This window comes from Nocardia sp. NPDC004151, from assembly GCF_042874235.1.
Taxonomy (GTDB): domain Bacteria; phylum Actinomycetota; class Actinomycetes; order Mycobacteriales; family Mycobacteriaceae; genus Nocardia.
The window spans coordinates 714565-739286 of record NZ_JBIAMR010000002.1; the positions used below are offsets into that span (position 1 = coordinate 714565).

The 24722-nt window shown below is 69.8% G+C and carries 23 protein-coding genes; 10 read left to right on the plus strand and 13 right to left on the minus strand.

The features are described 5' to 3' along the window. Positions 1-31 precede the first annotated feature (31 nt). Positions 32-2149, plus strand: coding sequence for a protein kinase (locus ACFYTS_RS07070; protein WP_387301933.1), 2118 nt, complete (start codon positions 32-34; stop codon positions 2147-2149). Between the two features lie 264 nt (positions 2150-2413). On the opposite strand, the gene ACFYTS_RS07075 is transcribed toward ACFYTS_RS07070, so the two are convergent. Next, on the minus strand, positions 2414-2734 hold the full coding sequence (locus ACFYTS_RS07075) for a helix-turn-helix transcriptional regulator (protein WP_357281086.1): 321 nt from the start codon (positions 2732-2734) through the stop codon (positions 2414-2416). A gap of 91 nt (positions 2735-2825) precedes the next feature. Between ACFYTS_RS07075 and ACFYTS_RS07080 the strand changes: the two genes are divergently transcribed. The 3 genes from ACFYTS_RS07080 to ACFYTS_RS07090 all read left to right on the plus strand — a co-directional run bounded on the left by ACFYTS_RS07080 (position 2826) and on the right by ACFYTS_RS07090 (position 6508). Continuing rightward, on the plus strand, positions 2826-4064 hold the full coding sequence (locus ACFYTS_RS07080) for an MFS transporter (RefSeq protein ID WP_387301935.1): 1239 nt from the start codon (positions 2826-2828) through the stop codon (positions 4062-4064). 214 nt (positions 4065-4278) lie between these two features. After that, entirely contained in the window at positions 4279-5688 is a 1410-nt protein-coding gene (locus ACFYTS_RS07085) for a pentapeptide repeat-containing protein (protein WP_387301937.1), read from the plus strand. A gap of 82 nt (positions 5689-5770) precedes the next feature. Next, on the plus strand, positions 5771-6508 hold the full coding sequence (locus ACFYTS_RS07090; protein WP_357281080.1) for a hypothetical protein: 738 nt from the start codon (positions 5771-5773) through the stop codon (positions 6506-6508). A 3-nt stretch (positions 6509-6511) separates the two neighbouring features. Here ACFYTS_RS07090 and ACFYTS_RS07095 read toward each other — a convergent pair whose 3' ends face one another. Next, positions 6512-7165 carry a class I SAM-dependent methyltransferase gene (locus ACFYTS_RS07095; protein ID WP_387301939.1) on the minus strand — a complete coding sequence of 218 codons (654 nt, stop codon included), beginning with the start codon at positions 7163-7165 and terminating at the stop codon, positions 6512-6514. A gap of 74 nt (positions 7166-7239) precedes the next feature. On the opposite strand from ACFYTS_RS07095, the gene ACFYTS_RS07100 reads away from it, so the two are divergent. Together ACFYTS_RS07100 and ACFYTS_RS07105 are read left to right on the plus strand one after the other, a co-directional pair. Next, entirely contained in the window at positions 7240-8355 is a 1116-nt protein-coding gene (locus ACFYTS_RS07100; protein ID WP_357281075.1) for an alcohol dehydrogenase catalytic domain-containing protein, read from the plus strand. 239 nt (positions 8356-8594) lie between these two features. After that, positions 8595-9746 carry a serine hydrolase domain-containing protein gene (locus ACFYTS_RS07105; protein WP_387301941.1) on the plus strand — a complete coding sequence of 384 codons (1152 nt, stop codon included), beginning with the start codon at positions 8595-8597 and terminating at the stop codon, positions 9744-9746. 50 nt (positions 9747-9796) lie between these two features. Here the strand turns inward: ACFYTS_RS07105 and ACFYTS_RS07110 are convergent, their stop codons facing one another. From ACFYTS_RS07110 to ACFYTS_RS07120, 3 genes are all read right to left on the minus strand, one after another. Further along, the gene (locus ACFYTS_RS07110; protein ID WP_387301943.1) at positions 9797-11365 is read right to left on the minus strand and encodes an esterase-like activity of phytase family protein; all 1569 of its coding nucleotides are present in this window, start codon (positions 11363-11365) and stop codon (positions 9797-9799) included. 82 nt (positions 11366-11447) lie between these two features. Further along, complete coding sequence (locus ACFYTS_RS07115) at positions 11448-12305, minus strand: sterol desaturase family protein (RefSeq protein ID WP_387301945.1); 858 nt, start codon at positions 12303-12305, stop codon at positions 11448-11450. Between the two features lie 88 nt (positions 12306-12393). After that, positions 12394-12987 (minus strand): TetR/AcrR family transcriptional regulator, encoded by a 594-nt coding sequence (locus ACFYTS_RS07120; RefSeq protein ID WP_357281065.1) that lies wholly within the window; start codon positions 12985-12987, stop codon positions 12394-12396. A 120-nt stretch (positions 12988-13107) separates the two neighbouring features. On the opposite strand from ACFYTS_RS07120, the gene dapB reads away from it, so the two are divergent. From dapB to ACFYTS_RS07135, 3 genes are read left to right on the plus strand one after another with little or no spacing between them, the layout of a single operon-like run. Further along, a complete protein-coding gene (dapB, locus tag ACFYTS_RS07125) occupies positions 13108-13863 on the plus strand; it encodes a 4-hydroxy-tetrahydrodipicolinate reductase (RefSeq protein WP_387301947.1) in 756 nt (251 codons plus the stop codon). Continuing rightward, positions 13860-14354: a hypothetical protein gene (locus ACFYTS_RS07130; protein WP_387301949.1), complete on the plus strand. Its 495-nt coding sequence runs from the start codon at positions 13860-13862 to the stop codon at positions 14352-14354. The genes dapB and ACFYTS_RS07130 overlap by 4 nt, the downstream gene beginning before the upstream one ends. A 55-nt stretch (positions 14355-14409) precedes the next feature. Continuing rightward, a complete protein-coding gene (locus ACFYTS_RS07135) occupies positions 14410-15057 on the plus strand; it encodes a hypothetical protein (protein ID WP_357281059.1) in 648 nt (215 codons plus the stop codon). Positions 15058-15126: 69 nt separating this feature from the next. Here the strand turns inward: ACFYTS_RS07135 and puuE are convergent, their stop codons facing one another. The 7 genes from puuE to ACFYTS_RS07170 form a co-directional block, all read right to left on the minus strand. Then, positions 15127-16044 (minus strand): allantoinase PuuE, encoded by a 918-nt coding sequence (gene puuE, locus ACFYTS_RS07140; protein ID WP_387301951.1) that lies wholly within the window; start codon positions 16042-16044, stop codon positions 15127-15129. Further along, positions 16041-17072, minus strand: a complete 1032-nt coding sequence (alc, locus tag ACFYTS_RS07145; RefSeq protein WP_387301953.1) for an allantoicase — start codon at positions 17070-17072, stop codon at positions 16041-16043. The genes puuE and alc overlap by 4 nt, the downstream gene beginning before the upstream one ends. Then, the gene (locus ACFYTS_RS07150) at positions 17069-18283 is read right to left on the minus strand and encodes a DUF6986 family protein (protein ID WP_387301955.1); all 1215 of its coding nucleotides are present in this window, start codon (positions 18281-18283) and stop codon (positions 17069-17071) included. The genes alc and ACFYTS_RS07150 overlap by 4 nt, the downstream gene beginning before the upstream one ends. Then, a complete protein-coding gene (locus tag ACFYTS_RS07155; protein WP_357281049.1) occupies positions 18280-19026 on the minus strand; it encodes an aspartate/glutamate racemase family protein in 747 nt (248 codons plus the stop codon). Before ACFYTS_RS07155 ends, ACFYTS_RS07150 begins: the two co-directional genes overlap by 4 nt. A gap of 5 nt (positions 19027-19031) precedes the next feature. After that, positions 19032-20579 (minus strand): NCS1 family nucleobase:cation symporter-1, encoded by a 1548-nt coding sequence (locus tag ACFYTS_RS07160; protein WP_387301957.1) that lies wholly within the window; start codon positions 20577-20579, stop codon positions 19032-19034. A 121-nt stretch (positions 20580-20700) separates the two neighbouring features. Next, the gene (locus tag ACFYTS_RS07165) at positions 20701-21435 is read right to left on the minus strand and encodes a GntR family transcriptional regulator (RefSeq protein ID WP_387301959.1); all 735 of its coding nucleotides are present in this window, start codon (positions 21433-21435) and stop codon (positions 20701-20703) included. A 41-nt stretch (positions 21436-21476) separates the two neighbouring features. Beyond that, entirely contained in the window at positions 21477-21923 is a 447-nt protein-coding gene (locus ACFYTS_RS07170) for a MarR family transcriptional regulator (RefSeq protein WP_357281045.1), read from the minus strand. A gap of 86 nt (positions 21924-22009) precedes the next feature. On the opposite strand from ACFYTS_RS07170, the gene ACFYTS_RS07175 reads away from it, so the two are divergent. Then, positions 22010-23452, plus strand: coding sequence for a DHA2 family efflux MFS transporter permease subunit (locus ACFYTS_RS07175; RefSeq protein ID WP_387301962.1), 1443 nt, complete (start codon positions 22010-22012; stop codon positions 23450-23452). A 217-nt stretch (positions 23453-23669) separates the two neighbouring features. Here the strand turns inward: ACFYTS_RS07175 and ACFYTS_RS07180 are convergent, their stop codons facing one another. Next, positions 23670-24674: a PHP domain-containing protein gene (locus tag ACFYTS_RS07180; protein WP_387301964.1), complete on the minus strand. Its 1005-nt coding sequence runs from the start codon at positions 24672-24674 to the stop codon at positions 23670-23672. Positions 24675-24722: the final 48 nt, after the last annotated feature.

Sequence of the window (24722 nt, forward strand, 5' to 3'; positions counted from 1 at the left end):
CTATGATCACCTCGCCGGAATGGGAGGGGTCGTGGTCGAACCAGGTGAGAACTTCGCCGGGTATGTCATCGAACGTGAGCTCGGACGCGGCGGGATGGGTGCGGTGTACCTGGCACGCCATCCGCGCCTGCCGCGTTGGATCGCGCTGAAGCTGTTGAACGCGGAGTACCACGGCGACAGCGAGACTCACGCTCGCTTCGAACGCGAGGCCGACCTCGCGGCCCGGCTGAATCACCCCGGTGTGGTGACCGTCTACGACCGCGGCGTCGAGGACGGGCGACTGTGGATCGCCATGCAGTACGTCGACGGCATCGAAGCCGAATCGGTCACCGACATGACCGCCGAGCGCGCCGTCGAGATCGTCGCCGCCACCGCCGACGCCCTCGACTACGCGCATCGCGTCGGCGTGCTGCACCGAGATGTCAAGCCCGCCAACATCATGCTGGCCCGGGAGACCCGCGAACAGCAGGCGGGGGTGCTGCTCACCGACTTCGGCATCGCCCGGCTACAGGAGGACACCGGCCGCCTCACCGGCTCCGGCTCGGTCATGGCGACCCTGGCCTACGCCTCCCCGGAACAGCTGCAGAACCAGCCGGTCGACCACCGCGCCGACCAATACTCCTTGGCCTGCACCCTGTTCCGATTACTGACCGGGGTTCCGCTCTTCCGCGCGAACGACCTCGGCGCGATCGTCAAAGCCCACCTGTACGACAACCCGCCGCCGATCGCCAGCCTGCGACCCGACCTCCCCGCGACCCTGGATCCGGTCCTGGCCCGCGCCCTGGCCAAGAACCCCGACGACCGGTACCCGACCTGTTCGGACTTCGCGGCGGCCGCGCAACGCGCACTGGCCGAGGGCGTCGCGGTCGAGAGTGCCCACGCGCCGCCGCGCCGCCGCGGCGCGGATCCGTCCGCCCGACGGCTCGCCGCGCCGTCCACCGGCCGCCGGGGGACCCGCAACGCGCCGGGTTCGCGAGCGGCGCAAGCGGATTCACCGGCCGGTCGATGGCAGCAATCGGACCCCAACGCGGTGCGGCGGGGACAACAGTCCGATACGCCGCCACCCTGGCCCGGGCAGCAGTTCGACTCCTCGGGGACGCGGCGGGGCCAGCAGTCGAACACACCGGCGGCCCGGCCCGGGCAGCAGTTCGACACGTCGGGGATGCGTCGGGCACAGCAGCCGGACGCACCCGCGGTCTGGCCGGGACAGCAGTCCGAGGCGTCGGGGGCGCGACGCGGTTCGCAGCCGGATTCCGCTGCGCGCCGAAGACATCCGTCGGAGACCACCGGGGCGCGACGTGTTCCGCCCTCGGAGACCACGGGCGCGCGGCGAGTCCATCCCTCGGAGATCACCGGAGCCCGGCGCGCACACCAGCCGGACGGCACCGGGGGGCGTCGGACCTCGCCGTCGGAAACGACAGGGGCGCGCCGGATTCCGCCATCGACGGCGGTGCGTTCGGGCCGGCTGACCGACATTCCCGCCCTGTTCGGGCCGCGCACGGACCGGCATCAGTCGCCGCCACCGCGTATGACCGCTCCGGGTACGGGCCGGTGGCTGAGCGGCCTGCGCATGCTGGTGGTGATGAGCGTGGGCCTGGCGGTCGCGCTCGGTGTGGTGGTGTTCGTCATGAGTCCCTCCGGCCGCGGCGCCAAGCCGAAGGCGGCCGCGGCCGAGATCGCCCAGATCAGTGCGGCTTTCCCGGGACTGGTGCCGCGTTCTCCGGAGCTGGGCTCGGGATTCAACTCGGCCAGCTGCCGCGTGGTCGACCACGACACCAAGGATTTCCTGCCGCCCTTCGCCTTCGAGGGCTGGGCCGCGGCCTGGGACTGCCAGTACTCCGCCGACCACGAAGTCCGCGAGTACATTGTCTTCGCCTACGATTCCGCCGCGGTGGCGCGTTCGGCGGCCCGCCGGATCCGTCCGGCCGGAAGCGCCCTGGAGGATCTGACCTTCAAGGAGTTCTGCGGCGCGAAGCAGTACGTCAACCACCGTTTCGACGCCACCGCCGACGTTCCGTCCACGGTCTTCGCCACCTCGTTCTTCGACGACCCCAAGCGCGAGAAGTTCCTCATGTACACCCGCGGCATCCCCACCACCCCGAGCGGTGTCGTCGACTGGTGGAAGTCGCTCCCGCTCACCCAGTCCTGACCGGTCGCGGGCACGAGGCCCGAACGCGACCCGCGCCATCGCTGTGGCGCGTGGTCGGAACCTCGACGGGCACGGCCGGTTCCCGGTCGCTTCCACGCGTCCGGGACGTTGGCAGCTGTCCTTCGCCGCCGCGCCGGTGTACGGGCACCGGTCCGCTTCCGGGGTGGCCCAGCATTCTGGGGGAGGTCGGGCCGGACCCGCACCCTGTCCTTCGCCGAGGAGGATCGAGCGCGCGGTTGATCGCCTCGCGTGCTGGCCGGGCCGCTACTCCGGTGTGTGTTCGCGGTTCGCGGCGGCGAGGACGGCGGGGAGCAGGCCGGGGAGGGCGACGTCGAGGTCGTCCGCGCGGAGGCGTAGGTGGGTGTTGCCGTCGATGGTGACGCGTTCGGTGACGCCCGCTTCGCGCAGAATCTTGAAGTGGTGGGCGGCGGTGGATTTGCTGACGCCGTCGTAGGTGAGGCTGCAGCGGATGGGGGCGCCGGCTTCGGCCAGGCGGCGGACGATTTCCAGGCGGACCGGGTCCTGGAGCGCGCCGAGCACCGCGGGGAGCGGGGCCACGGCGGGCAGCGCGTCGGTGTCGGTCATGACCTACCTCACGGGAAAACTAGTTTGATAACTGTCGAACCTTGGCTACGGTGAGTTCGATAAGATTCAAACTTACCTGATGGAGGCTGGGATGGCATCGGCAACGGCGGTGGAGACCAGCGCGGAACAGGGCACTCAGAGCTGGGCGTACGCGCTCGTGCTCGCGGCCAGCGGTGTCGCGCTCGGCGTCTCGGGGGCACCGGCCCCGCTGTACGGGCTCTATCAACGCAGCTGGCATTTCTCTCCGCTCACCACGACGTTCGTCTTCGCCGTCTACGCGGTGGCCGCCCTGGGCGCGGTCCTGGTGTCGGGCCGGATCTCGGATGTGGTGGGCCGCAAGCCGGTCCTGCTCGGCGCGTTCGCGACCATGATCGTCGGCCTGGTGGTGTTCCTGTTCGCCGACAATGTGGCCATGCTGCTGCTCGCGCGGGCCCTGCACGGGGCCGCGGTCGGCGCGATCGTGGTGGCGGGCGCGGCGGCGCTGCTGGACCTGCGCCCGCAGGCGGGCGCGCGGTCGGGACAGCTGTCCGGGGTGGCCTTCAATGTCGGTATGGCCGTGGCGATCCTGGGGTCGGCGGTGCTGGCCCAGTACGCGCCGCATCCGCTGCGGACGCCGTATGTGGTGATCACGCTGGTGTGCCTGTTGATCGCCGCGGGCGTGCTGGCGCTGCGGGAACCGCACGCGGCGCGGCAGAAGCAGCGCATCACCATCGCCAAACCGGCTGTGCCGCAGGAGATCCGCGCTGATTTCTGGTTCTCCGCGCTCGGCGTGATGGCGGCCTGGTCGGTGCTGGGCGTGCTGCTGTCGCTGTACCCCTCGCTGGCCTCGGCCGAGACCGGCATCCACAATCTGGTGTTCGGCGGCGCGGTGGTGGCTTCCACGGCGACCGCGGGCGCACTCGCCCAGGCCGTCGCGGGCGGCATCCCGGCGCGCCGCGCGGCCATCGCCGGCGATGTCGGGATGGCGATCGCGCTGCTGCTCACCATTCCGGCGCTGAACACCCACAACTGGGTGCTGGTGCTGCTGGCCGGACTCGCGCTGGGCGGCACCTTCGGCCTGGGCTTCGGCGGATCGCTGCGGCACCTGTCCAACGTTGTGCCGCAACACAAGCGGGGCGAGACAATGTCGGCCTACTACCTGCTGGCCTACTCGGCCATGGCGGTGCCGACGGTGCTGGCGGGCTGGGCGGCCACCACGTGGGGGCTGAGCACGGTCTTCCCGTGGTTCGTCGCGGTGGTCGCGCTGGCCTGCCTGGGCGCGGCCGGGATCGGCCTGCGCCGCAACGCCGAGGCCGCGGCAGCCGTGGTGGCCACCGCGGTTGTCGACTGACTGCCGCGCCGCCGTCCAGGTTCTCGGAACAACCCGCCCGCGTCCGCCCCGGTGACCCCACGTCGCCGGGGCGGACGCGGCATTCCGGGCGAAACAATTTGCGATGCCCGGTTTTTCGGGTGCGCGAAGTCGGGGTGGAATTGCCGCATCCGATGCGTGAGGCGTCCCGGATCGCTATTCTTCGGCTATGCGGCGGTGGAGGTTCGGTGGGGTGGTGAGCCGGACGGTACACCGGTCGGGTCTATTGGTGTCGGTGCTGGCCGCCGTGACGGGCGGGCTCGCCATCGCGGGCCTTACCTGGTGGGGGCTGTGGCGCTTCCTCGGCGCCAAGGCCGAGACGCCGAATCAGCTGGATCTGAGCCGGATTTCGCTCGCGGTGGCGGCGGGCATCGGCGGCGCGGTCGCGCTGGTGGTGGCCTACCGCAAGCAGCGCGACGCCGAGCGCGGACGTTTCGCCGAGGTCTTCGGGGCCGCCGCCGGTCAGCTCGGCGACCCGGATGTGGCGGTGCGTATCGCCGGGGTCTACGCCATGGCCGGGGTCGCCGACGAGTTCTCCGCGCGCTGGCGGCGCCAGCAGTGCGTCGACGTGCTGTGCGGCTACCTGCGGCTGCCGTACCAGCCGGAGGAGGGCGCCAGCCACCTGGTCTCCAAATCCCAGCGCATCGAGGACCACGGCACCGCCGTCGAACGGGTGTACACCTACCGCCAGAACGACCGGCAGGTCCGCGACACCATCGTCCGGGTGATCGCCGAACACCTGCGCCCCTCGGCCGAGACCCGCTGGAGCTCCTGCGATTTCGACTTCACCGACGCCGTCTTCGAGAACGCCGACTTCCGCTACGCCGTCTTCGCGGGCCGCAATACCCGCTTCACCAACGCCATGTTCCTGAGCGGCCGCACGGTCACCTTCGAGCAGGCGCGGTTCCTCGGCAAACGGGTCACCTTCCGCGGGGCCATCTTCCGCAGCGCCGCCGTGTTCGACCGGGCCGTCTTCGCCCACACCGCCGTGGACCGCGCCGACCGTGACGACACCGCCGCCACCTTCGCCGAGGCCACGTTCGGCAGTGGCGGCAGCTTCGAGGGCGCCGAATTCCGGGGCACGCGAACCGCGTTCGACCGCACCACGTTCGCGGGGGAGCGGACCAGCTTCGCCAACGCCGTCTTCGCCGCCGACCAGACCACCTTCGAGCGCGCGGTGTTCGACGGCGAGCGCATCACCTTCACGGGTGCGGAATTCATCGGCGCGCGAGTCACCTTCGCCGATTCCCGCTTCTACACCGAGTCCAGCTCCTTCGACTGCGCCCGCCTGGGCACGCAGATCCGCTGGCGCACCGGCCGCACCCAGGAAGTGTCGTTCGCGCGCACCGAGTACCACGGCACGGTCTCCTTCGCCGACACCGTCTTCGGGGGCCGCAAGGTGGTCTTCGCCGGGGGTGACTTCTTCGGCGACATCTCCTTCCGCCGCGCCGCCTTCGATGCGCGCGAGGTCAGTTTCGACCGCCCGAAGGCGTGGGTCGGTGTCCACTTCGACTGGGACGAGAGCCCCGCGACCAAGCCGTCCCATATCTCCCCGACCCCGTGGCCGCCGGTGCTGGCCGAATCCGCTTCCGAACTCGCCTCCTGAATCAGCCGGGCGCATCGCCCGTTTTGCCCGGAACTCCGCCGTGGGATAGCTTGCAGACGAGCGGAGTTGAAGGGGTTGGGTGGTGGGGAGCCACGGCGTCGGCTGGGTTGCCGCGGTAGCGGTTCCACTGTTCTGCCTGGCGGCGGCCCTCGCGAGCCGGACCGGAGCGGCATCGAAGCGGCGGCGGGTGAGCGCCCTGGCATTCGCGGCGACCGGCTGGATCCTCGTGTTCGCCGTGGTGACGGCCACCCTCTCACCCATGACCCGGGAAACCGTCGCGGGCAAGCCCATCGGCGCGCCACCCGAACTCGTGCAGGCCGGGCAGCCGACCACCTCGGCCAAACCCGCCGCCCCCGATCCCATGGCGTCCCTGAAGCCGGGGGACTGCGTCGAGGTCCCCATCGAGCGAGCCAGGGACGCCTCGGGCGCCCCGACCTGGAAAGCGGGCACACCCGAACCGTCGGACTGCAATTCGGTGGACGCGAACTACCGGGTGCTGCAGAACGGCCCCGACCCGTGCACCGGCCCGCTCTACACGCTCGATTCCGCCCCCAAGGACAAGACCGGCAAGCCGCGCTACCACCTGTGCCTGACCTTCGACTGGCGCACCGGCGTCTGCTACGACACCACCGCCATGGAGACCCCGTCGAAGGTCGACTGTGCGACGCCCGGCGAGCACATCGTCCAGGCCACCGCCGTGCTGGCCGACGCCACCTCCGGCGCGTCCTGTCCCCGGGACGGCCGCGGCGCGGTCTGGGTGATCTGGCGCAAGCTCGAACTCACCGTGTGTTTCCGCGGCGGCGACAACCCGGGGACGTGACGGTCAGCGCCGCTTGCCGACGGTGATGACGTCCGGGATCAGCCACGACGGCAGCGGCCGCGCGACCTTGCGCTGATCGACGACCTCGAAACCGGCGTCGGTCAGCAGTGTGCGGGTCTCGCGCGGCGACGGCGCGTGCGCGGGGAAGCGCGGGCTGCGGGTCAGCCGCTGGATCGGGCGCGACGCCGCACCGGAGGGATGCATGGTCGCGATGGCCATCAGGCCGCCGGGCGTCAGCACCCGATGGAATTCGCGCAGCGCCGCCGGATGGTCGAAGAAGTGGAACGCGCTGGTGGTGACGACCGCGTCCAGTGCGCCGTCGTCGAAGGGGAGATGCTCGGCGGCGGAATGCCGCCACTGGACCTCGGCCGAGCGGGCGCGGGCCTGCTCCAGCATGCCCGCCGAGGCGTCCACGCCGTAGACGGCGTCGGGCCGCAGTTCGCGTTGGATGCGGGTGGTGAGAATGCCGGTGCCGCAGCCGATGTCGGCGATCCGCCGGGATCCGGCGGCGCGCAGTTCGGCGACCATCTGGTCCTGCGGCGGGCGGTAGACGAAGTGTTGCAGGGCGGCGGTGTCGTAGGCGCGGGCGACATTGCCCCAGAACTGCGTCACCACATGGTTGAAGGCGCGGTTGCCGGTGGTCAGCGAAGTGGTCATGTGTGCTCCTGTCCCGCTCCATGGAATCAGATTCCGGACTGTCTGGGAAGGTGCGATGGAGTAGCGTCGGGCGCATGAGGATTCGTGGTGCCGTCCTGGAACAGATCGGGGCGTCGACGCCCTTCGCCGATTCGAAGCCGATCACCATCAGCGAGCTGGATCTGGGCGAACCCGGCCCGGGTGAGCTGCTGGTCCGGATCGAGGCCGCGGGCCTGTGCCATTCCGACCTGTCCGTGGTGGACGGCAACCGCGTCCGCCCGGTCCCCATGCTGCTGGGCCACGAGGCCGCGGGCCGCGTCGAGGCGCTCGGCCCCGGCGACTCCGACCTGCGTGTCGGCCAGCGCGTCATCATGACCTTCCTGCCCCGCTGCGGCTCCTGCGCGGGCTGCGCCACCGACGGCCGTACCCCCTGCGAGCCCGGAAGTCTCGCCAACAACGCGGGCGAACTCCTCGCGGGCGGACGGCGTTTGCTCCGTGACGGTGTGGAGGTCCACCACCACCTGGGCGTCTCGGGCTTCGCCACCCATGCCGTCGTCGACCGTCATTCGGTGGTCCCCGTCGACGACGACGTGCCCGCGGAGGTGGCCGCCGTCCTCGGCTGCGCCGTCCTCACCGGTGGTGGCGCACTGCTGAATTCGGCGAAGCCCGGTCCGCGGGACCGCATCATGGTGGTCGGTCTCGGCGGTGTCGGCATGGCCGCGGTGCTGGTGGCCGCCTCCCTGCGCGCGAGCACCGGCCAGGAGGTCATCGCGGTGGACACCGTCCCCGAGAAGCTGAAGACCGCACTGGAACTCGGCGCGACCGCCGCCTACACCCCGCAGCAGATCGCCGCCGACAACATCCAGGCCGACGTCGTCGTCGAGGCCGCCGGCAATATCCGCGCCTTCGAAACCGCCGTCGCCGCAACGGCTCCCGGCGGCACCACGGTCACCGTCGGCCTGCCCGCCCCCGACGCCCGCGCCGCCATCTCCCCGCTGGCCCTGGTGGCGCAGGGTCGCACCATCATCGGCAGCTATCTCGGCTCCGCCGTCCCCGCCCGCGACATCCCCGAATTCGTCCGCATGTGGCGCGAAGGCACCCTCCCGGTCGAGCGCCTCGTCTCCTCCCGCATCCGCCTCGACGACATCAACCACGCCATGGACGAATTGGCCGCCGGCCACACCCTGCGCCAGGTCATCATCTTCGACTGAGGCGCAGGCGGCCCGCCGCGGGCCGGTGGTCCGCGGCGGGCCGATCAATGTGGGGCGACCGCGAGGTGGCGAGCTTCCCGCCCACGTGGCGGATCCGGTTGCGTGATCTCGGGAACGGCACGATGCGAACGGTTCTCGTGCAGACCGGCGTGGTGAACACCGGCGCGCATCCCGGCTGGCTGGTCTCGCAATTGCTGATACCGGTTCCGTCCTGAACTAGAACGTGTTCTAATTTGGCCATGAGCGGATTCGCGGACGGCCAGGTCGACCCGGCATTCCGGGCGGTGCGGGATGTGTTCGAAGCGAGCTTCGCGGACGGGGGGAACGCGGGCGCGGCCGTGGCCGTCTTCGTCGACGGCCGTCCGGTCGTCGACCTGTGGGGCGGCCTCGCCGACACCCGGGCGAACCGGCCCTGGGTGCGCGACACCCCCGTGGTCACCTACTCGTGCACGAAGGGCGTCACCGCCACCGCCGCACTACTGGTCGCGTATGAGCGCGGCGTCGGCCTGGGCGATCCGGTCACCGACTGGTGGCCGGAATACGGTGTCGGAGGCAAGGATTCGACGACACTGGCCGATCTGCTCACCCATCGAGCGGGTCTGCCGGCCTTCGAGCGTCCCGTCTCCACCGCCGACGCCGCGGACCAGCGGGCGATGGCGGCCCGGCTGGCCGAACAACACCCGGTGTGGAAACCCGGCACCGAACACGGCTATCACGCCCTGACCTTCGGCTGGCTGCTCGGCGAATTCGTCCGCCGCCACACGGGATTCACGGTCGGCGAGTATGCGCGCCGGAACTTCGGCGACCAGCTGTGGATCGGCGCGCCGCCCGAGATCGCCGAACAGGCCGCCCGCGTGGGTGCTCCGCCCGCCGCCGACCAGGCGTGGACCGACCCCGCCCCGCTCAGTGCCGCGACGGTGGCCGAGATGGCGCGCGCCTTCCAGGACCCCCGATCGCTGGCCTTGCGTGCCTCCACCAATCCCCTGGGCTCCTACAACAATCCGGAGGTGCTGGCCGGCGGCTGGCCCTCGACCGGACTGGTCACCACCGCCCGTGCCCTGGCCCGCTTCTACGCCGACCTGGCGGGCGGCGACCTCCTGCCCCCGGACGTCCTCGCCGACGCCGTCCGCGAGCGCGTGCGCGGCCGCGACGCCGTGCTGACCCTGGAGAGCGCGTTCGGCCTGGGCTACATGCTGCCCTCGGAGAACATGATCCTGCCCGAGACGGCCCGCCCCACGGCCTTCGGCCATCCCGGCGCGGGGGGCGCGATCGGCTTGGGCGACACCGCGAATCGGCTCGCGATCGCCTTCACCCCGAACCTGCGCCGCGACTGGGTCTCCGGCGACCGCCGGGCCTACCACCTGATCGACGCGGCCTACGGCGCGCTCTGAGCGCCGTGGACCGCGTCGAATCCCGGTGAAACCGGCTGAATCCCGGTGATCTACTTGACCGTCAGCGTGACCTTCTTGGTCTCGGTCTTGGCGGGCAGCTTGGTGGTGTCCACCGCCAGGATCTCGCCGGTGTCCTGAACGCCGTTGGGCAGGATCTTGGCCTTGAGCCCGAACGGCGGCTGGTCGCCGGTGACGGCCTCGATGCCGAAGTCGCTGTCGTTGGAGATGTAGAGGGTCTTGCCGTGGTCGTTGGTGGCCACCCCCTCGATCTTGTCGTGGCCGAAGAACTTGCCGTCGGCATTGAGGCCGTCCAGCAGCCCGCCCAGGTCGAGGTTGCCGGTCTTGGCGACCGGCGTGATGCCCGCCTTCTTCATTGCGGCGATGCCGTCGGCGGTGCTGACGGTGCCGACGTAGACCTCGACCGGCTTGCCGTCGATCAGCAGGCCCTTCTCCGGGTCGTACTGCGCGCCGGGGACTTTGGCGTCCGGGCCGATGTCGGTGGCGCCGGCGATGTCGACGGTCCACAGCTTCTTGTTGGCCTTGGGCGCCTTGTTGCCGTCGCGCTCGTCCACCAGGAAGGTGGTGTTGGACAGCGCGGTGATCTCGGAGACCGCCAGCTTCTCCTTGGGCGACTCGAGCGGCAGCGCGAACTCCTTGATCGCCTTGGTCTTCAGGTCCACGGTGACGATGCGGGTCATCGGGGTCTCACGGGCATTGGTGACGCCCGGCTCGTTGAGCGCGCTCTGGACGACACCGACCAGGGTGCTGCCATCGGGGGTGACGGTCAGGCCCTCCATGCCCTGGTTCGGGGTGCGGAACGCGAGTTCCTTGGGCAGTCCGCGGCCCGGCGCGAGCCGCTCCAGCTCCGCGCCCTTGGCGTCGAAATGCACCAGGAACGGGCCGTATTCGTCGGAGATCCAGAAGGTGCCGTCGGCGAGCGCGACCAGGCCCTCGCTGTCGATGCCGTGATCGGTCGGCGGCAGCGCCTTGCCGGTGAGGTCCTTGATGGTCTCGCCGGTGGTGGCGGAGGTGTCGACCAGGCCGTTGAAGGGCTGCCCGGCCGGATTCTTCAGCAGGATGGTGGATTCCACCACGGCCTTGTTGCCGGCCAGCTTGAACTTGGCGATCTGCGGGGTGAAGTCCGGGACCGGCGCGATCTTCTCGTTCTTGCCCTTGCCGTCCACGTTCGGGCCGCGGTCGGTGAGTCCGTAGAACTCGTCGGTGGAGCCCGGGACCGGGGTGAAGGCGGAGCCGTAGGCACTGGCCTGCACCGGAATTCCGCCGAATTCCCCGATCGGCGGGATGTCGGTGGTGAACAGTCGGACCGCGTCGGTGGTGGTGACGGTGATGGAGTCCGAGCCGGTGTACCCGGCCGCGGGGGTGTACACCAGCGCGCCGTCCAGCCGCCGGCTCAGGGTGCCGTGCTGCGGGTCGGCGACCGCGACGGCGGCGTGGCCCCCGGTCTTGTCCAGCAGCTGGTCCAGCGAGATCACCAGCGGCTGGCCTGCCGTGGCGGTGAAGTCGGCGGAGTCGGATCCGGAGGAGCAGGCGGCGGTGACGGCGGCTGCGCCGACGACGACGGCGACGGCAACCCGGCGGGAAACGGGACGAATTCTCACGAGAGATGCCTATACGTCCGATCCGTCGCCGGGTTGGCCGTTGCCTGAACACCTTCCGCCGAGCTCGTGAACCGGCCGCGCGTCAGGATCGGGTCTGCTCGGGCTCCCAGCCCGGCGGGGCGAAGATGTAGCCGAGCTTGTCGCGCCAGTTCGTGGTGCTCCGCACGTCGCGCACGATCTTGGCGTATTCGCCGTACTGCAGCGTCAGCAGATTGTAGGTGCCCACCGGCTTGGTGAGACCGTAGGTGGGACGCTGGATCTCGGGTTCGAAGGTGCCGAACACGCGGTCCCAGATGATGAGCATCCCGGCGTAGTTCTTGTCCAGGTACTGCGCGTCGCTGCCGTGGTGGACCCGGTGGTGCGACGGGGTGTTGAAGAGGAATTCCACCGGGCCCCAGAGCTTTCCGACGGACTCGGTGTGGGTGAAGAACTGGTAGATCAGGTTGATCGTGAAGGCGATGTAGATCGTCCAGGGCGTGAAGCCCAGCAGCGGCAGCGGCGCCCAGAAGATGGCCTCGGTCCACGGATTCCACTTCTGCCGCAGGGCGGTTCCGAAGTTGAAGTACTCGCTGGAGTGATGAGCCTGATGCGCCGCCCAGCCGATCCGCACCCGGTGGACGAAGCGGTGGTTCCAGTAGAACGCGAAGTCGAGGACGAGCAGCAGCAGCGCCCAGCTCCACCACACATTCGTGGGGATATGCCAGGGCGCGACGTAGGTCCACAGGAAGACGAACAACACCAGCGACCCCGCCTTGAAGATCGCGCTCGACACCAGCGAGCCGACGCCCATGCTCAGGCTCGTCCGGGTGTCGCGGGCCAGGTACCCGGTGGCGTCGTGATCGTCGCGCAGGGCCAGCGCCTCGGCGCCGATGGACAGTAGAAAGACCGGGACCGCGTACAGCAGCGGTGTATTGATCTCATGCCAGACCTGCGAAAACATCGGACCTCCTCGAATTGCCCAATTCGTAAGTTACCAATTGGTCAATTCAGGGACAAGAGGCCGATTCGGACATTCGAGGTTGCCTGGGTCAGGTGAGGGCGGCGAACAGCCGGCTGCTGCGGGCGACCATGGCCTCGGCCGTCTCGTCCGGATGGCTCAGCCACCAGTCCACGAGCGCGGCGACCACGCCCGTCCAGACCGCGCGCAGTGCCGACAGATCGTGCGGATCGGTCAGTCCGTGCAGCGACACGAACGCCGACACGCCCCGATCGGCCTGCGCCGAGATGCGGGCGCGCGCGGCCAGCGCCGCCTCGGCCGCGGGCCCCTCGTCCGGATGCGACTGGTCCTGCACGACCTTCCAGTCGTGCGGGCGCGGTTCCAGGACCGTGAAGATCGCGGCGAGCGTGCGTTCGGCCATATCGAGCGAGGCCGGCCCGGCGAAGGCCGCGTCGATGGCGTCCCCGAGCACCGCCGAGGCCCGCTGCACGCAGGCCACGTACAGCCCGTCCTTGGAGCCGAAGTAGCCGTACACCAAGGGTTTCGACACCCCGGCCGCCGCCGCCACCGTCGCGGGGGACAGACCCGCGTAACCGACCCGGGCGATCTCCGCGGCGGCCACGTCGAGAATCTGCGCCTCGCGTTCGGCGCGCGGGACGCCCTTGGTTCCGGCTGTGGATCGCACCCTCGAAAGTTACCACTCGGTCAATTCGGCGGGCCCGTGGTCACCGGCCTGTGGTCGGAGGTGTTTCGCCGACCCGATAGGCTCGACGGGTTCCAGATCGGTCATAGCGAAGGAGACCAGGTGGCCACGAACCGGATCCGGGTGGGTGTGCTCGGGGCGCGCGGCAAGGTCGGGCAGTCCATCTGCGCGGGCGTCGAGGCGGCCGCGGATCTGGAGCTGGTGGCGCAGGTCGACAAGGACGACTCGCTGGAGGCGTTCACCGCCGCCGGGACCGAGGTCGTGGTCGACTTCACCCATCCCGACGTGGTGATGCCGAATCTGAAGTGGCTGGTGGAGAACGGCATTCACGCCGTCGTCGGCACCACCGGCTTCGACGCCGAGCGGCTCGAGCAGGCCAAGGGCTGGCTCGCCGCCAAGCCCGAGGTCGGCGTGCTGATCGCCCCCAACTTCGCCATCGGCGCCGTGCTGAGCATGCGGTTCGCCGAGCAGGCCGCCCGCTTCTTCGACTCGGTCGAGGTCATCGAGCTGCACCACCCGAACAAGGCCGACGCGCCCTCGGGCACCGCCTTCCGGACCGCCGCGCTCATCGCCGCCGCCCGCGAGAAGGCCGGTGTCGGCCGCAGCCCCGACGCCACCAGCCAGGAGCTGGAGGGCGCGCGCGGCGCGGACGTGGACGGCGTGCGGGTGCACTCGGTGCGGCTGGCCGGGCTGGTCGCCCACCAGGAGGTGCTGTTCGGCACCCAGGGCGAGACGCTCACCATCCGCCACGACTCGCTCGACCGCACCTCCTTCGTGCCGGGCGTGCTGCTGGGCGTGCGCAAGACCCCGCTGCGCCCCGGGCTGACCGTGGGCATCGACCCGCTGCTCGACCTGTGAGCGCGCCGGCGGCGAACAACGGCCGCGAGGTCTTCAAGCGGGTCGGCTTCATCGCCGCCCTGGTGCTGGTCCTCGGGTTCTATTTCGTGCTGCTGGGCCGGATCGCGTTCAGCCTCATCGGTTCCGGCAAGCCCGCCGCCATCGGCCTCGGCCTGGGCGTGCTCATTCTGCCGCTGCTGGGGGTGTGGATCGTGGGCACCAGCGTCCGCGCCGCGTTCGCCCACCAGCATCTGGCCCGGCGCATGCACGAGGAGGGCGGTGAGCTCGACGTCTCCGAGCTGCCGCGCCGCCCCTCCGGTCGTATCGAGAAGGCCGCCGCCGATGAGCTTTTCGAGCAGGTGAAGGCCGAATTCGAAGCGGACCCGCAGAACTGGCGCACCAGCTACCGCGCGGCCCGCGCCTACGACTATGCCGGGGACCGCACCCGGGCGCGCGAAATGATGAAGCGCGCAGTCGATTTGGAGCGCGCCGAGCGTTCCGACTCCCGATAGCCGGCGTTTCGCAGGAAACCTGCCGGTAGGTTGCGACCGGAGTAAAGTCCGCCGGGTGAGGTTCACGGTGGGTTATGCGCTGGCCATCGCCTGCGCGACGATGGGGTCGCCTGCGGCGGTATCGGCGGTGGCGCGCGCGGACACCGCGCCGTCCTGTATCGAGTCGGAGAACGACTACAAACTCGAATGGCAGCTCAGCTGGTCGATCTACGAGGCCGAGCAGCGCAATCCGGCCGACGCGCGGGCGGTGCGCGAGGTGGATCTGCCGATCACCATCGACGCCCCGCTGGACAAGGTGTGGTCGGTGTACACCGACTTCCGCAACGGCCTGGGCCGCCACTCCTTCCTCAAGGACATCATCGTCCACCGCACCTGCGACGAGGACGGCGTGCGCGTCACCGATTTCACGGCGCTGGAAGACATTCCGATGGGGCCGATCACCTTCCCCGGCCACACCCAGGCCGAGCAGCGCCTGTATCCGGACCAGAACTACTACACCTCCGACACCTGGGACATCCCCAATGTCACCACCCATCAGGTGGTCACCTTCACCGACAACGGTGACGGCACCACCACGGTCAACGAGCACCTGACCTTCGTCGCCGATCAGCCGCTCATCGATTTCACCGCGGACAACGGCGTGGCCGCGCACCTCGCCTCCCAGGAAGCGGTGAAGGCCGATATCGAGAACGGCACGCTCTGAGCGATTTCGCGTGACGAACCGAACGCGGCCCGGAACCTGGTGGTTCCGGGCCGCGTTCCTGTCTCGCGTTCAGGAGGCGGGGTGTACCCGCTGCCAGTGCTCGGCGATGTCGATGCGCCGGGCCAGCCACACCTTGTCGTGCGATCGCACGTAATCCACGAAGCGCTCCAACGCCTTCGCCCGCGCGGGCTTGCCCGCGATGCGGCAGTGCAGGCCGATCGAGAGCATCTTCGGCGCGCCCGCCTCGCCTTCGGCGTAGAGCACGTCGAAGGCGTCCTTCAGGTAGGTGAAGAACTCCTCGCCGTTGGCGAATCCGGCGGGGGAGGAGAACCGCATGTCGTTGGTTTCGAGGGTGTACGGCAGCACCAGGTGGTCCCGGTCGCCGACCTTCACCCAGTAGGGCAGGTCGTCGGCGTAGGAGTCGGAGTCGTAGACGAATCCGCCGTGCTCCACCACCAGTTCGCGGGTCCGCGGCGAGTCGCGGCCGGTGTACCAGCCCTTGGGCGCCTCACCGAAGAGCTTGGTGATGATCCGCACCGCCTCGTCCAGATGCGCGCGCTCGGTCTCGACGTCGACGCTCTGGTAGGAGAGCCAGCGCAGGCCGTGCGAGCAGATGTCGTAACCGAGCCGCTTGAACGCCGCGACCGCTTCCGGGTTGCGTTCCAGCGCCCGTGCCACCCCGAAGATGGTCAGCGGCACGCCGCGGCTCTCGAACAGCCGCAGCACCCGCCACAGTCCGGCCCGCGAGCCGTACTCGTAGATGGTCTCCATCGACATGTGCCGGTCCGGGAACGACGCCGCCGGAACGATATCCGACAGGAACGTCTCCGAGCCCGCGTCGCCGTCGAGCACATTGTTCTCGCCGCCCTCCTCGTAGTTGAGGACGAAGTTGACGGCGATGTTCGCATTGCCAGGCCATTGCGGATGCGGCGGGTGGGGGCCGTAGCCGACCATGTCCCGCGGGTAGTTCAGGTCGAAATCGCTCATGCGCGTTCATTGTCCAGCTCGGCACGCAATCGTGCGCGGGCTCCGTCGGTGAGCGTGCCGTAGAGCCGCAACCGGGCCAGGCCGCCGTCGGGGTAGGCGTCCAGGCGGACCGAGAGCACCGGGTCGGCGGCGTCGATCAGGAAGCGGTGGCGGGTGTCGGGCTGCAAGCGGGTGCGCCCCAGCAGTTCGACCTCGGTGCCGTCGGCGCGGATGCCGGTGAGCGAGCCCGCGCCCGGGCTGTTGAACAGGAAGTACGAGGTGTCGATCTCGGCGGCGGTGATCACGCCTTCCTCGGCGAGCCGCACCAGCACCCAGTCGTTGGTGTTCTTGTCGCGGCGGCGCGCGGTCTCCCAGCCGTCGCCCATGCTGCGGGCGCGACCGGGCATGAGCACGTTCTGCGGGTGCGAGTAGAAGCGGTTCGAGCAGTCGGCGACCAGGCCGCCGTTCTCGATCGCGGCCAGATCGAACGGGCCCGCTTCGAGCCAGGCCGGATCCGGCTTGGCGACGCCGTGCACGCGCAGGCGGGCGATGCCGCCGTCGGGGAACATGCGCAGGCGCACATGGGTGAAGCGCTGGGAGGAGTCGACCCCGAACGGGTTCTCCGAATCACCGTCCACCTTGGCGCGGTCCACCAGGGTGGTCCAGCCCTCGGCGGCGACCAGCTCGTCGACCGACGGATGGCCCGGCATCGCGATGGCGTCCACCGACACCTCGGGCGGGTAGTTGCCCTTGAACCACGCGGTGTCCACCACGACGCCCTTGATCACGCCGGGCACGCCCAGTCGGATGATCGCGGTGTGGCAGGCGTCGATGGGCGGGTGGCCGCCGTCCTCGCCGCGCTGGCGCAGCGTCTCCCAGCCGTCGTAGACCTGGCCCTTGTGGCCGAAGGTGGCGGGGGAGTAGGTGGCCGCCTCGGGCCGGATCAGGTTCTCCCGCTCGGCGAAGGACTCGTCGTCGGCCCACAGCACGGCACCGCCCAGGGTGCGCACGGCCAGATCGGGAAGCAGCGTGAAATCAGCGTCGCTCATAGCGCCGGGATCTTCCTTTCTCGCAATTGATGCAATACCTCGACAGAGGCTTTGGGGGCGATCGCGATCACGTCGGCGGGATCGAAAGCGCCGCACTCCAGTCCGCGCAGCACCACTGTCGCCAGCGCCTGCGCGGTGGCCGGTTCGTCCATCACCGCGCCGCCCTGGCGGTCCAGGTAGCGGCCGATGCGCGGGGCGGCGATGCCCAGGCCCTCGCGGAAGAACGCGAAGGTGGCCAGCCAGCGGGTGACCAGGTGGCCCGCGCCCATGTCCCAGCCCTGGTAGTAGCCGCGCTCGAGCGAGCGGCTGACCAGGCGGAAGTGCCGCGACACCGCCGCGCGCACCTCGGCGTCGGTGCCGATGGGCAGCACCTGGGTGGAACCGTCGCACACCCATACGCCGGTGGTGGCCGCGGCGGCCTGCATGACCGCCTTGGCGTGGTCGGCGACCGGGTGCTCGAGCGACTGGAACTTGGGTGCGATCCCGCAGGCTGCGCTGTAATCGTAAGTGCCGTAGTGCAATCCGGTGCAGCGTCCGGCCGAGCGCTGGATCAGCTGGGCGACCGGGGAGGCGCCGTCGGCGGCGACGATGGCCTGCGGGCTCTCGATCTGCAGCTCGAACTTCAGCGATCCGGCGGCGAGGCCGTGCGCGGCTTCGACGGCCTCGCACAGGTCCACGGTGATGTCGGCCTGCTCGACGTGGCGGATCTTGGGGACGGTGAACACGAAGCCCTCGGGCACCCCGCCCGCGCCCTCGAGGACCTTCTCCAGGGTGCGCACGGCGCGCGCCCATTCCAGGGAGGTCAAGCCCTTCATGCGGATGCCGCGCGAGACGACCTCGGGGGCAAGGGCTTTCAGCACCGCACCGGCGTGCAGGGCGTCGCGGTCCTCGACCTCGTCGCCGCGGGTGCCGTAGCCGTCCTCGAAATCGAAACGCAGGTCCTGGATGGGCCGCTCGCGAAGAACCGTGAAGACCCGCTCGGTGACGTCGGCGCCGGCCAGCTCGACTAGCAGGTCGCGCTGGGTCTCGGCGAGTTCGATGGCGGCCGCGCCCCACTGGCCGGGCAGATCGATCGAGGCGTCGGCGCCGGAGGCGTACGCGGTGTGCACCGGCTGTCCCGGGCGATCACCCGGATAGCGCCGCAGCAGCTCCGAATCCACGTCCCGCACACGGGATTCGATGCCGTTCAATGTCTCCGGTGGCACCCTCACGCACGGGCCTCCTTCTCCTCGATGCCGAAATCGGCGAGCAATCCCACATACCGCTTCGGCAGTGGGGCCGCGAATTCCCCGCGGCCGGACTTACGCAGCTTCATGGTGACCAGCGACTGCACGGTCAGCGTGGCGGCGGCGACGCCGTCGATGACGGGCACCCCGACCTCGTCGGTCAGGTACTCGCACAGATCCGCCATGCCCGCGCAGCCGAGCACGATGGCGTCGGAGCCGTCGGCGGCCACGGCGTCACGGCAGGCGTCGGCGATGACCTTGCGCGCCTTGGGATCCTCGAGTTCGAGCACCGGGATCTCACAGGCGTGCACGTTCGCGCAGAACCGTTCCATCCCATAGCGTTCGGCCAGATCCCAGGCCCGGCCCGCGGTGCGGCCCAGCGTGGTGACCACGCTGAACTTGCGCCCGAGATGGCTGGCGTACTGCATGGCGGCCTCGGCGATGCCGATCACCGGGCCGCGCGCGAGCTCGCGGGCGGCGTCCAGGCCCGGATCGCCGAAGCAGGCGATGATGTAGCCGTCCACGCCCTCGGCCTCGCCGCGCGCGATCTCGGCCAGCAGGCCCGGCACGGCCAGCGCCTCGTCGTAGTGGCTCTCGATGGAGGCCGGGCCCATGGTCGGATTCACGCCCTCGACGAGGGTGCCGGGCGCGGCCACCAGCTTGGCGCTGGCCTCGATCAGGCTGGTCATGGCCGCGGTGGTATTGGGATTGATGACTCGAATGCGCATGGAAATCACCGGTTCTCGAAGGACGGGACGTGGCGGGAGGCGTCGATCTGCAGCGGGCCGCGCAACGCCAGCACGTGGTAGGCGACCAGGGCCAGGGCGCAGCCGATGAACCAGCTGTACTGGGCGGCGGTGTACATGCCGGGCACGTCGCCGGCGGTCAGCACCGGGATCACCGCGGCGATCGCGCCGAGCGCGGTGGCCACGATGGCGGCCGGGTTGTAGCCCTTGCGGTACCAGTAGGTGCCCTGCTCGGACATGGTGAACAGCTCGTCGACGAACACCCGCTGGCGGCGCACCAGATAGTAGTCGGCGATGAGCACGCCGAACAGCGGTCCGATGAACGCGCCCAGCACTTCCAGGGTGTAGTGGATGACGTCCGGGTTGTTGTACAGGTTCCAGGGGGTGATCAGCACCGACCCGACCGCGGCGATCATGCCGCCGGTGCGCCAGCTGATCTTCTGCGGGTTCACGTTCGAGAAGTCGAAGGCGGGGGAGATGAAGTTCGCGACGATATTGATGCCGATGGTCGCGACGGTGAAGGTGAGCGCGCCCAGCACGATCGCGAAGGTGTTGTCGATGCGCGCCACCGTGGCGACCGGATCGGTGATGAGCTCGCCGTACACCGGAATCGTCAGCGAGGCGGTCACCACGACCAGCAGCGAGAACACCAGGAAGTTGACCGGCAGGCCCAGGAAGTTGCCCTTCTTCACCGCCGCGAAACTGCGCCCGTAGCGGGAGAAGTCACCGAAGTTGAGCATCGGGCCCGAGAAGTACGACACCACCAGCGCGATCGCGCCCAGCATGACCGGCACCGCCGACCAGCCGGTGTGGGTGGCCGCCTTGCCCATGTTCAGGTCGATGCCGTGCCAGCCCGCCTTGTGGATCAGGTAGCCGCACAGCACGAACATGACCACGTAGACCGCGGGACCGCAGAAGTCGATGAACCTGCGGATGGACTCCATGCCGCGCCAGAACACCGCGGCCTGCAGCACCCACAGGATCAGGTAGGAGGCCCAGCCCAGCGCGGACAGGCCCAGGAAGCCGTGGTCGGCCTCGGCCGCGTAGGGGGCCAGGCCCGGAAAGAGCTTGATCAGCACCACATCCAGGGCCGCCGAGGCCAGGAAGGTCTGAATGCCGTACCAGGCCACCGCGATCAGGCCGCGGATGATGGCCGGGACGTTCGCGCCGAGCACACCGAAGGCGCTGCGACAGATCACCGGATACGGGACGCCGGTGGCCTGGCTGGGCTTGGCGACGAGGTTGCAGAGGCCGTACACGATGGTGATGCCGACGACCAGGGCGACGAGCACCTGCCAGCTGTGCAGCCCGAGCGCGAACAGCGAGCCCGCGGTGACGTACCCGCCGACGCTGTGCACGTCCGACATCCAGAACGCGAAGATGTTGTACGTGCCCCAGGTCTGCTTCCGCAGCGGCGCCAGGTCCTCGTTGACCAGCCGGGGGTCGTACGCGGGGGCGGGCGAGGCCGGGGGCTCCGGCGCGGGCGGGACCGGGGCGAGCGAACTCCCGGCCGCCGGCGCAACGGTATCGGGCATTTCGCACATCCCATCGTGTCGTGGTGTCCCGTTGATTGAGACGAGTGTGCGAAGGCTATCCAACAGGCATTGCCCGATTATTGCCTGAACGATATATGTTCCGTAACCCCTGGTTCAGGGCCTATATATCTTCTTCACCTGCTGGTTCGGCGAAAAGTCCGGTGTCCTTCGGGAGATGCGCGAGCACACCGTTCAATCGTGCATGATGCCCTTCGGTCGCCGCTAGCAACGCTTCAGCATCTCTTGCGAGGAAGGCTTGCAACTGCTTGGAGTGATCGGCGTGCAGCACCACGCGGTCCATCGTCGTCACGTGCACCATGGGCTGCACGGGCTCGGTGATGTTCCAGGCGTATTCCAGCATGTGCACCACCCGCGGCATACCCGACGGACGTACCAGTGCCAGATGGAAATTGCGGGTCTCGCGGTGATAGGCCACCGCGTTCTCGGTGAGTACCGCCTGCTCGAGGCGTGCGTGGATCTCGCGGGCCAACTGGTGGTCGGCCTCGGTCGCGTTGTGCACCGCCGCGGCCAGCGCCGCCGACTCCAGCCGCTCGCGCACCACGTACAGCTCGCGCAGCTCGTCAGCGGTCAGCAGGGTCACCTGGTACCCGAAGTTGGGCCGATGCTCGACCAGGCCCTCGCCGATCAGCGTCTGCAGCGACTCACGCACCGGAATCGCGCTCACCTCGAAGGAACGGGCCAGCTCGCCCAGGGGCAGGCCGGTGCCCGGAGGCAGGTTGCCCTCCAGGATCAGACGGCGCATCTCGCCGAGGATCTCCTGCTGGGAGTAGCCGCGACGGACGTCCAGCGGCGGGTTGAGCTGGGGCAAACGGGGTAGGCGGGCGCGAGAAGGCACGCCCCAACCCTAGACCGTCACCGCAAGCCCCCCGGTGTGGGTCAGATCTCGTCGGCGTCGTAGCCCAGCGCCTTGAGTGAAAGCCGGTGCAGCGTTTCCCGTTCCGCCGGGGACAGGCGGGCGAGCAGCACATCGGTCGCCGCGGCGATCCGCGCGTCGGTCTCGGCCCGCACCCGATTCCCGGCCGCGGTGATAGCCAAACGGTATTTCCGACGGTCCTCGGGATCGCGATTGCGGGTGACCAGTCCGGCCTTCTCCAGGCTGTCGATCAGCCGCACCACCTCGCTGCGGTCGATCTCGAGCACATTGGCCATCTCCTGCTGGGACGGTTCCGCGCGCTCGGCGAGGTAGGTGAGCACCCAGTGCTCGCGCAGCGGCGTCCCGAGTTCGGCGTGCATCGCCTTGTGCAGCTTGCCCAGGGCGTAGGTCGGGTGCCGCAGCAGCCCGGCGGGGTGGACGCCCGCGGCGGCGGAGGGTTCGTCGGTCACCCGCCGATTCTATCTATTGTTGAGTAGCTCAATCATTGTTACTCTCTGCAATTGAGTTGCTCATCAACAATTGAAGGAGGGGTCCGATGACGCAAACGCGTTCGGACACCGGGACATCCATCGCCACCGACTCCGGCGCCACCCCCGCCGACTCCGGCCAGATCCCCGCGCATGTCTGGCGCACCGCCGGCGTGGTGGTGTTCGGCGCGGTCATGGGGATGCTCGACACCTCGCTGGTCAATATCGGGCTGCACACCATCGGCGCGGACCTCGGCGCGTCGCTGGCCACGATCCAGTGGGTCGCCAGCGGATACCTGCTGGCCCTGGGGGTTTCACTCACCGTCTGCGGCTGGCTCGCGCGGCGCGTCGGCGTCACCCGGCTCTGGCTCTGGGCGTTGATCGCGTTCACCCTCACCTCGACCGCGTGCGCCTTCGCGCCCGACGCGGGCTGGCTGATCGGGCTGCGCATCCTGCAAGGGCTCGCCGCCGGGCTGATGATCCCCGCCGGGCAGACCATCCTGGGCCAGGCTGCCGGGCCGCAGCGCATGGGCCGGGTCATGGGCGTGGTCGGCATCGCCGTCGTGGGCGCGCCCGCGATCGGGCCGACCATCGGCGGGCTCCTGCTGGCGCACTGGAGCTGGGAGTGGTTGTTCCTCATCAACATTCCGTTCGGCCTGATCGGGCTGGCACTGGGCCTGCGCTACCTGCCGCGCAGCAGCGGGACGGCCACGCGGCCGCTGGACGTGCTCGGGCTGGTGCTTGCGGGCGGCGGCGTGTCGGCGGTGGTCTACGGACTGTCCGAGGTCGGCGTGACCGGGTCGGTGACCTCGCTGTCGGTGTGGCTGCCGGTGCTGCTCGGCCTGGCCGGGCTGGCCGGATTCCTGGTGCGCGCGCTGCGGAACACGCTGCCGCTGCTCGACATCCGGCTGTTCGGCAACCCCGGCTTCAGCGCGGCCACCAGCGCCGGGTTCTTCGCCGGGGGAGCCATGTTCGGCGTGATGGTGTTGCTGCCGTTGTACTTCCAGGAACTGCACGGCACCGGGCTGGTCCGCACCGGCGTGAGCCTGCTCGGCTTCGGGCTGGGCGGGGTCATCATGCTGCCCCTGGGTGGCAGGCTGACCGACCGCTTCGGCGGCGGCAGCGTCGCGGTGCTCGGCAACCTGGCCGTGGCCGCCACCGTGCTGCCGCTGGCCTTCCTGCCGGTCGACGCCAACGGATTCCTCGTCCAATCACTGCTGTTCGCGGCGGGATTGGCGACCGCGGTGGGCGCGATGCCACTGGTGTCCGCGGCCTACGCGGCGGTCCGGCGCGAGCAGTTGCCCGACGCCACGGCGCTGGTCAACATCATGCAGCGGGTCGGCGGCGCGGTCGGGGTCGCGCTGGTGGCCGTGATCCTGTCCCGCGCAACGGCTTCCGGGTGGTCACCGGTGTCCGGCTACCATCTCGCCTTCGCCGGGCTCGCCGCCCTCTCGGTGGTCGCGGCGGTGGCCTCGACCGTCCTGCGCCGTCGGCAGCGGGTGACCGCCTAGACACGATGCTCGCCCGCGGCCGGGGTGCTCGCGGGCGCGACATCGCGTGACGGGGCAACTGTCAGGCGCCGGGTATCCTCGCCACGAATCAGCGAGATATCCCGCGCCACACCCGGTTCCGGAAGGCCGTGACCGCGATGGACTGGACACGGCGTCGATCAGCGGCGCGAACCTTCGCATCGATGGCGGCGCGATCCCGACCGTCGACTGAGCGCACTCAGGACGAGGCCCACGCCAGGAGCTTGTCCACCGGCCAGGTATTGATGATCCGGTCGGCGGGGACGCCGTTGTCGAGGGCGCGTTGCGCGCCGTAGCCGAGGAAGTCGAGCTGGCCGGGCGCGTGGGCGTCGGTATCGATGGAGAAGTGGCAGCCGAGCTCGAGGGCCTGTTTCAGTAGGCGGGTCGGTGGGTCGCGGCGTTCGGGGCGCGAGTTGATCTCGACCGCGACCCCGTGGTCGCGGCAGGCCGAGAAGACCTGCGCGGCATCGAAACTCGACTCGGGCCGGGTGCCGCGATTGCCCTCGACCAGGCGGCCGGTGCAGTGGCCGAGCACGGTGGCGCGGCCGCCCGAGACCGCGCGGACCATACGGCGGGTCATGGCGGCGGCGTCCATCTTCAGCTTGGAATGGACGCTGGCGACCACGATGTCGAGGCGGTCGAGGAGTTCGGGCTCCTGATCGAGGCTGCCGTCGTCGAGGATGTCGACCTCGATGCCGGTCAGGATGACCATGGGGGAGAAGCGGTCCCGCAGTTCGTCGATCACCTCGAGCTGCTGCCGCAACCGGTCCGGCGAGAGGCCGTTGGCCACCGTCAGCCGCGGGGAATGATCGGTCAACGCGCAGTATTCGTGGCCCAGGGCCTGCGCGGTGGCCATCATCTCCACGATCGACGCCGACCCGTCGGACCAGTTCGAGTGCACGTGCAGATCGCCCTTGAGCGCGGCCCGCAGCTCACCGCCGCCGAGATCCTTGGCCGCGGTGCGCAATTGGATCAGCGTGTCCGGCTCGCGACCGGCCCACGCCTGCGCGATCACCGCCGCAGTCTTGGGCCCGACCCCGGCCAGGGACTGCCAATCTCCGGTGCGGCCGAGCCGCTCCCGCTCCGCGTCGTCGAGGGCCTCGACGATGTCGGCGGCATTGCGGTAAGCCATCACCCGCCGCGAATCCTCGCGGGCCCGGTCCTTGAAGAACGCGATCATGCGGAGCGCGACGACAGGATCCATGGCTACCAGTGTGCCCGCCGCGCGACCGCACGGTGTGTACTCGGCGCG

Bases quoted from the DNA above. Each gene is read 5' to 3' on its own strand.
- ACFYTS_RS07115 (WP_387301945.1), bottom strand. From the start codon at position 12,305: ATGTTTTCGCAGGTCTGGCATGAGATCAATACACCGCTGCTGTACGCG.
- ACFYTS_RS07175 (WP_387301962.1), top strand. From the start codon at position 22,010: ATGACGCAAACGCGTTCGGACACCGGGACATCCATCGCCACCGACTCC.
- puuE (WP_387301951.1), bottom strand. From the start codon at position 16,044: ATGAGCGATTTCGACCTGAACTACCCGCGGGACATGGTCGGCTACGGC.
- ACFYTS_RS07095 (WP_387301939.1), bottom strand. From the start codon at position 7,165: ATGACCACTTCGCTGACCACCGGCAACCGCGCCTTCAACCATGTGGTG.
- ACFYTS_RS07105 (WP_387301941.1), top strand. From the start codon at position 8,595: ATGAGCGGATTCGCGGACGGCCAGGTCGACCCGGCATTCCGGGCGGTG.
- ACFYTS_RS07160 (WP_387301957.1), bottom strand. From the start codon at position 20,579: ATGCCCGATACCGTTGCGCCGGCGGCCGGGAGTTCGCTCGCCCCGGTC.
- ACFYTS_RS07080 (WP_387301935.1), top strand. From the start codon at position 2,826: ATGGCATCGGCAACGGCGGTGGAGACCAGCGCGGAACAGGGCACTCAG.
- ACFYTS_RS07075 (WP_357281086.1), bottom strand. From the start codon at position 2,734: ATGACCGACACCGACGCGCTGCCCGCCGTGGCCCCGCTCCCCGCGGTG.
- ACFYTS_RS07100 (WP_357281075.1), top strand. From the start codon at position 7,240: ATGAGGATTCGTGGTGCCGTCCTGGAACAGATCGGGGCGTCGACGCCC.
- ACFYTS_RS07180 (WP_387301964.1), bottom strand. From the start codon at position 24,674: ATGGATCCTGTCGTCGCGCTCCGCATGATCGCGTTCTTCAAGGACCGG.
- alc (WP_387301953.1), bottom strand. From the start codon at position 17,072: ATGAGCGACGCTGATTTCACGCTGCTTCCCGATCTGGCCGTGCGCACC.
- ACFYTS_RS07155 (WP_357281049.1), bottom strand. From the start codon at position 19,026: ATGCGCATTCGAGTCATCAATCCCAATACCACCGCGGCCATGACCAGC.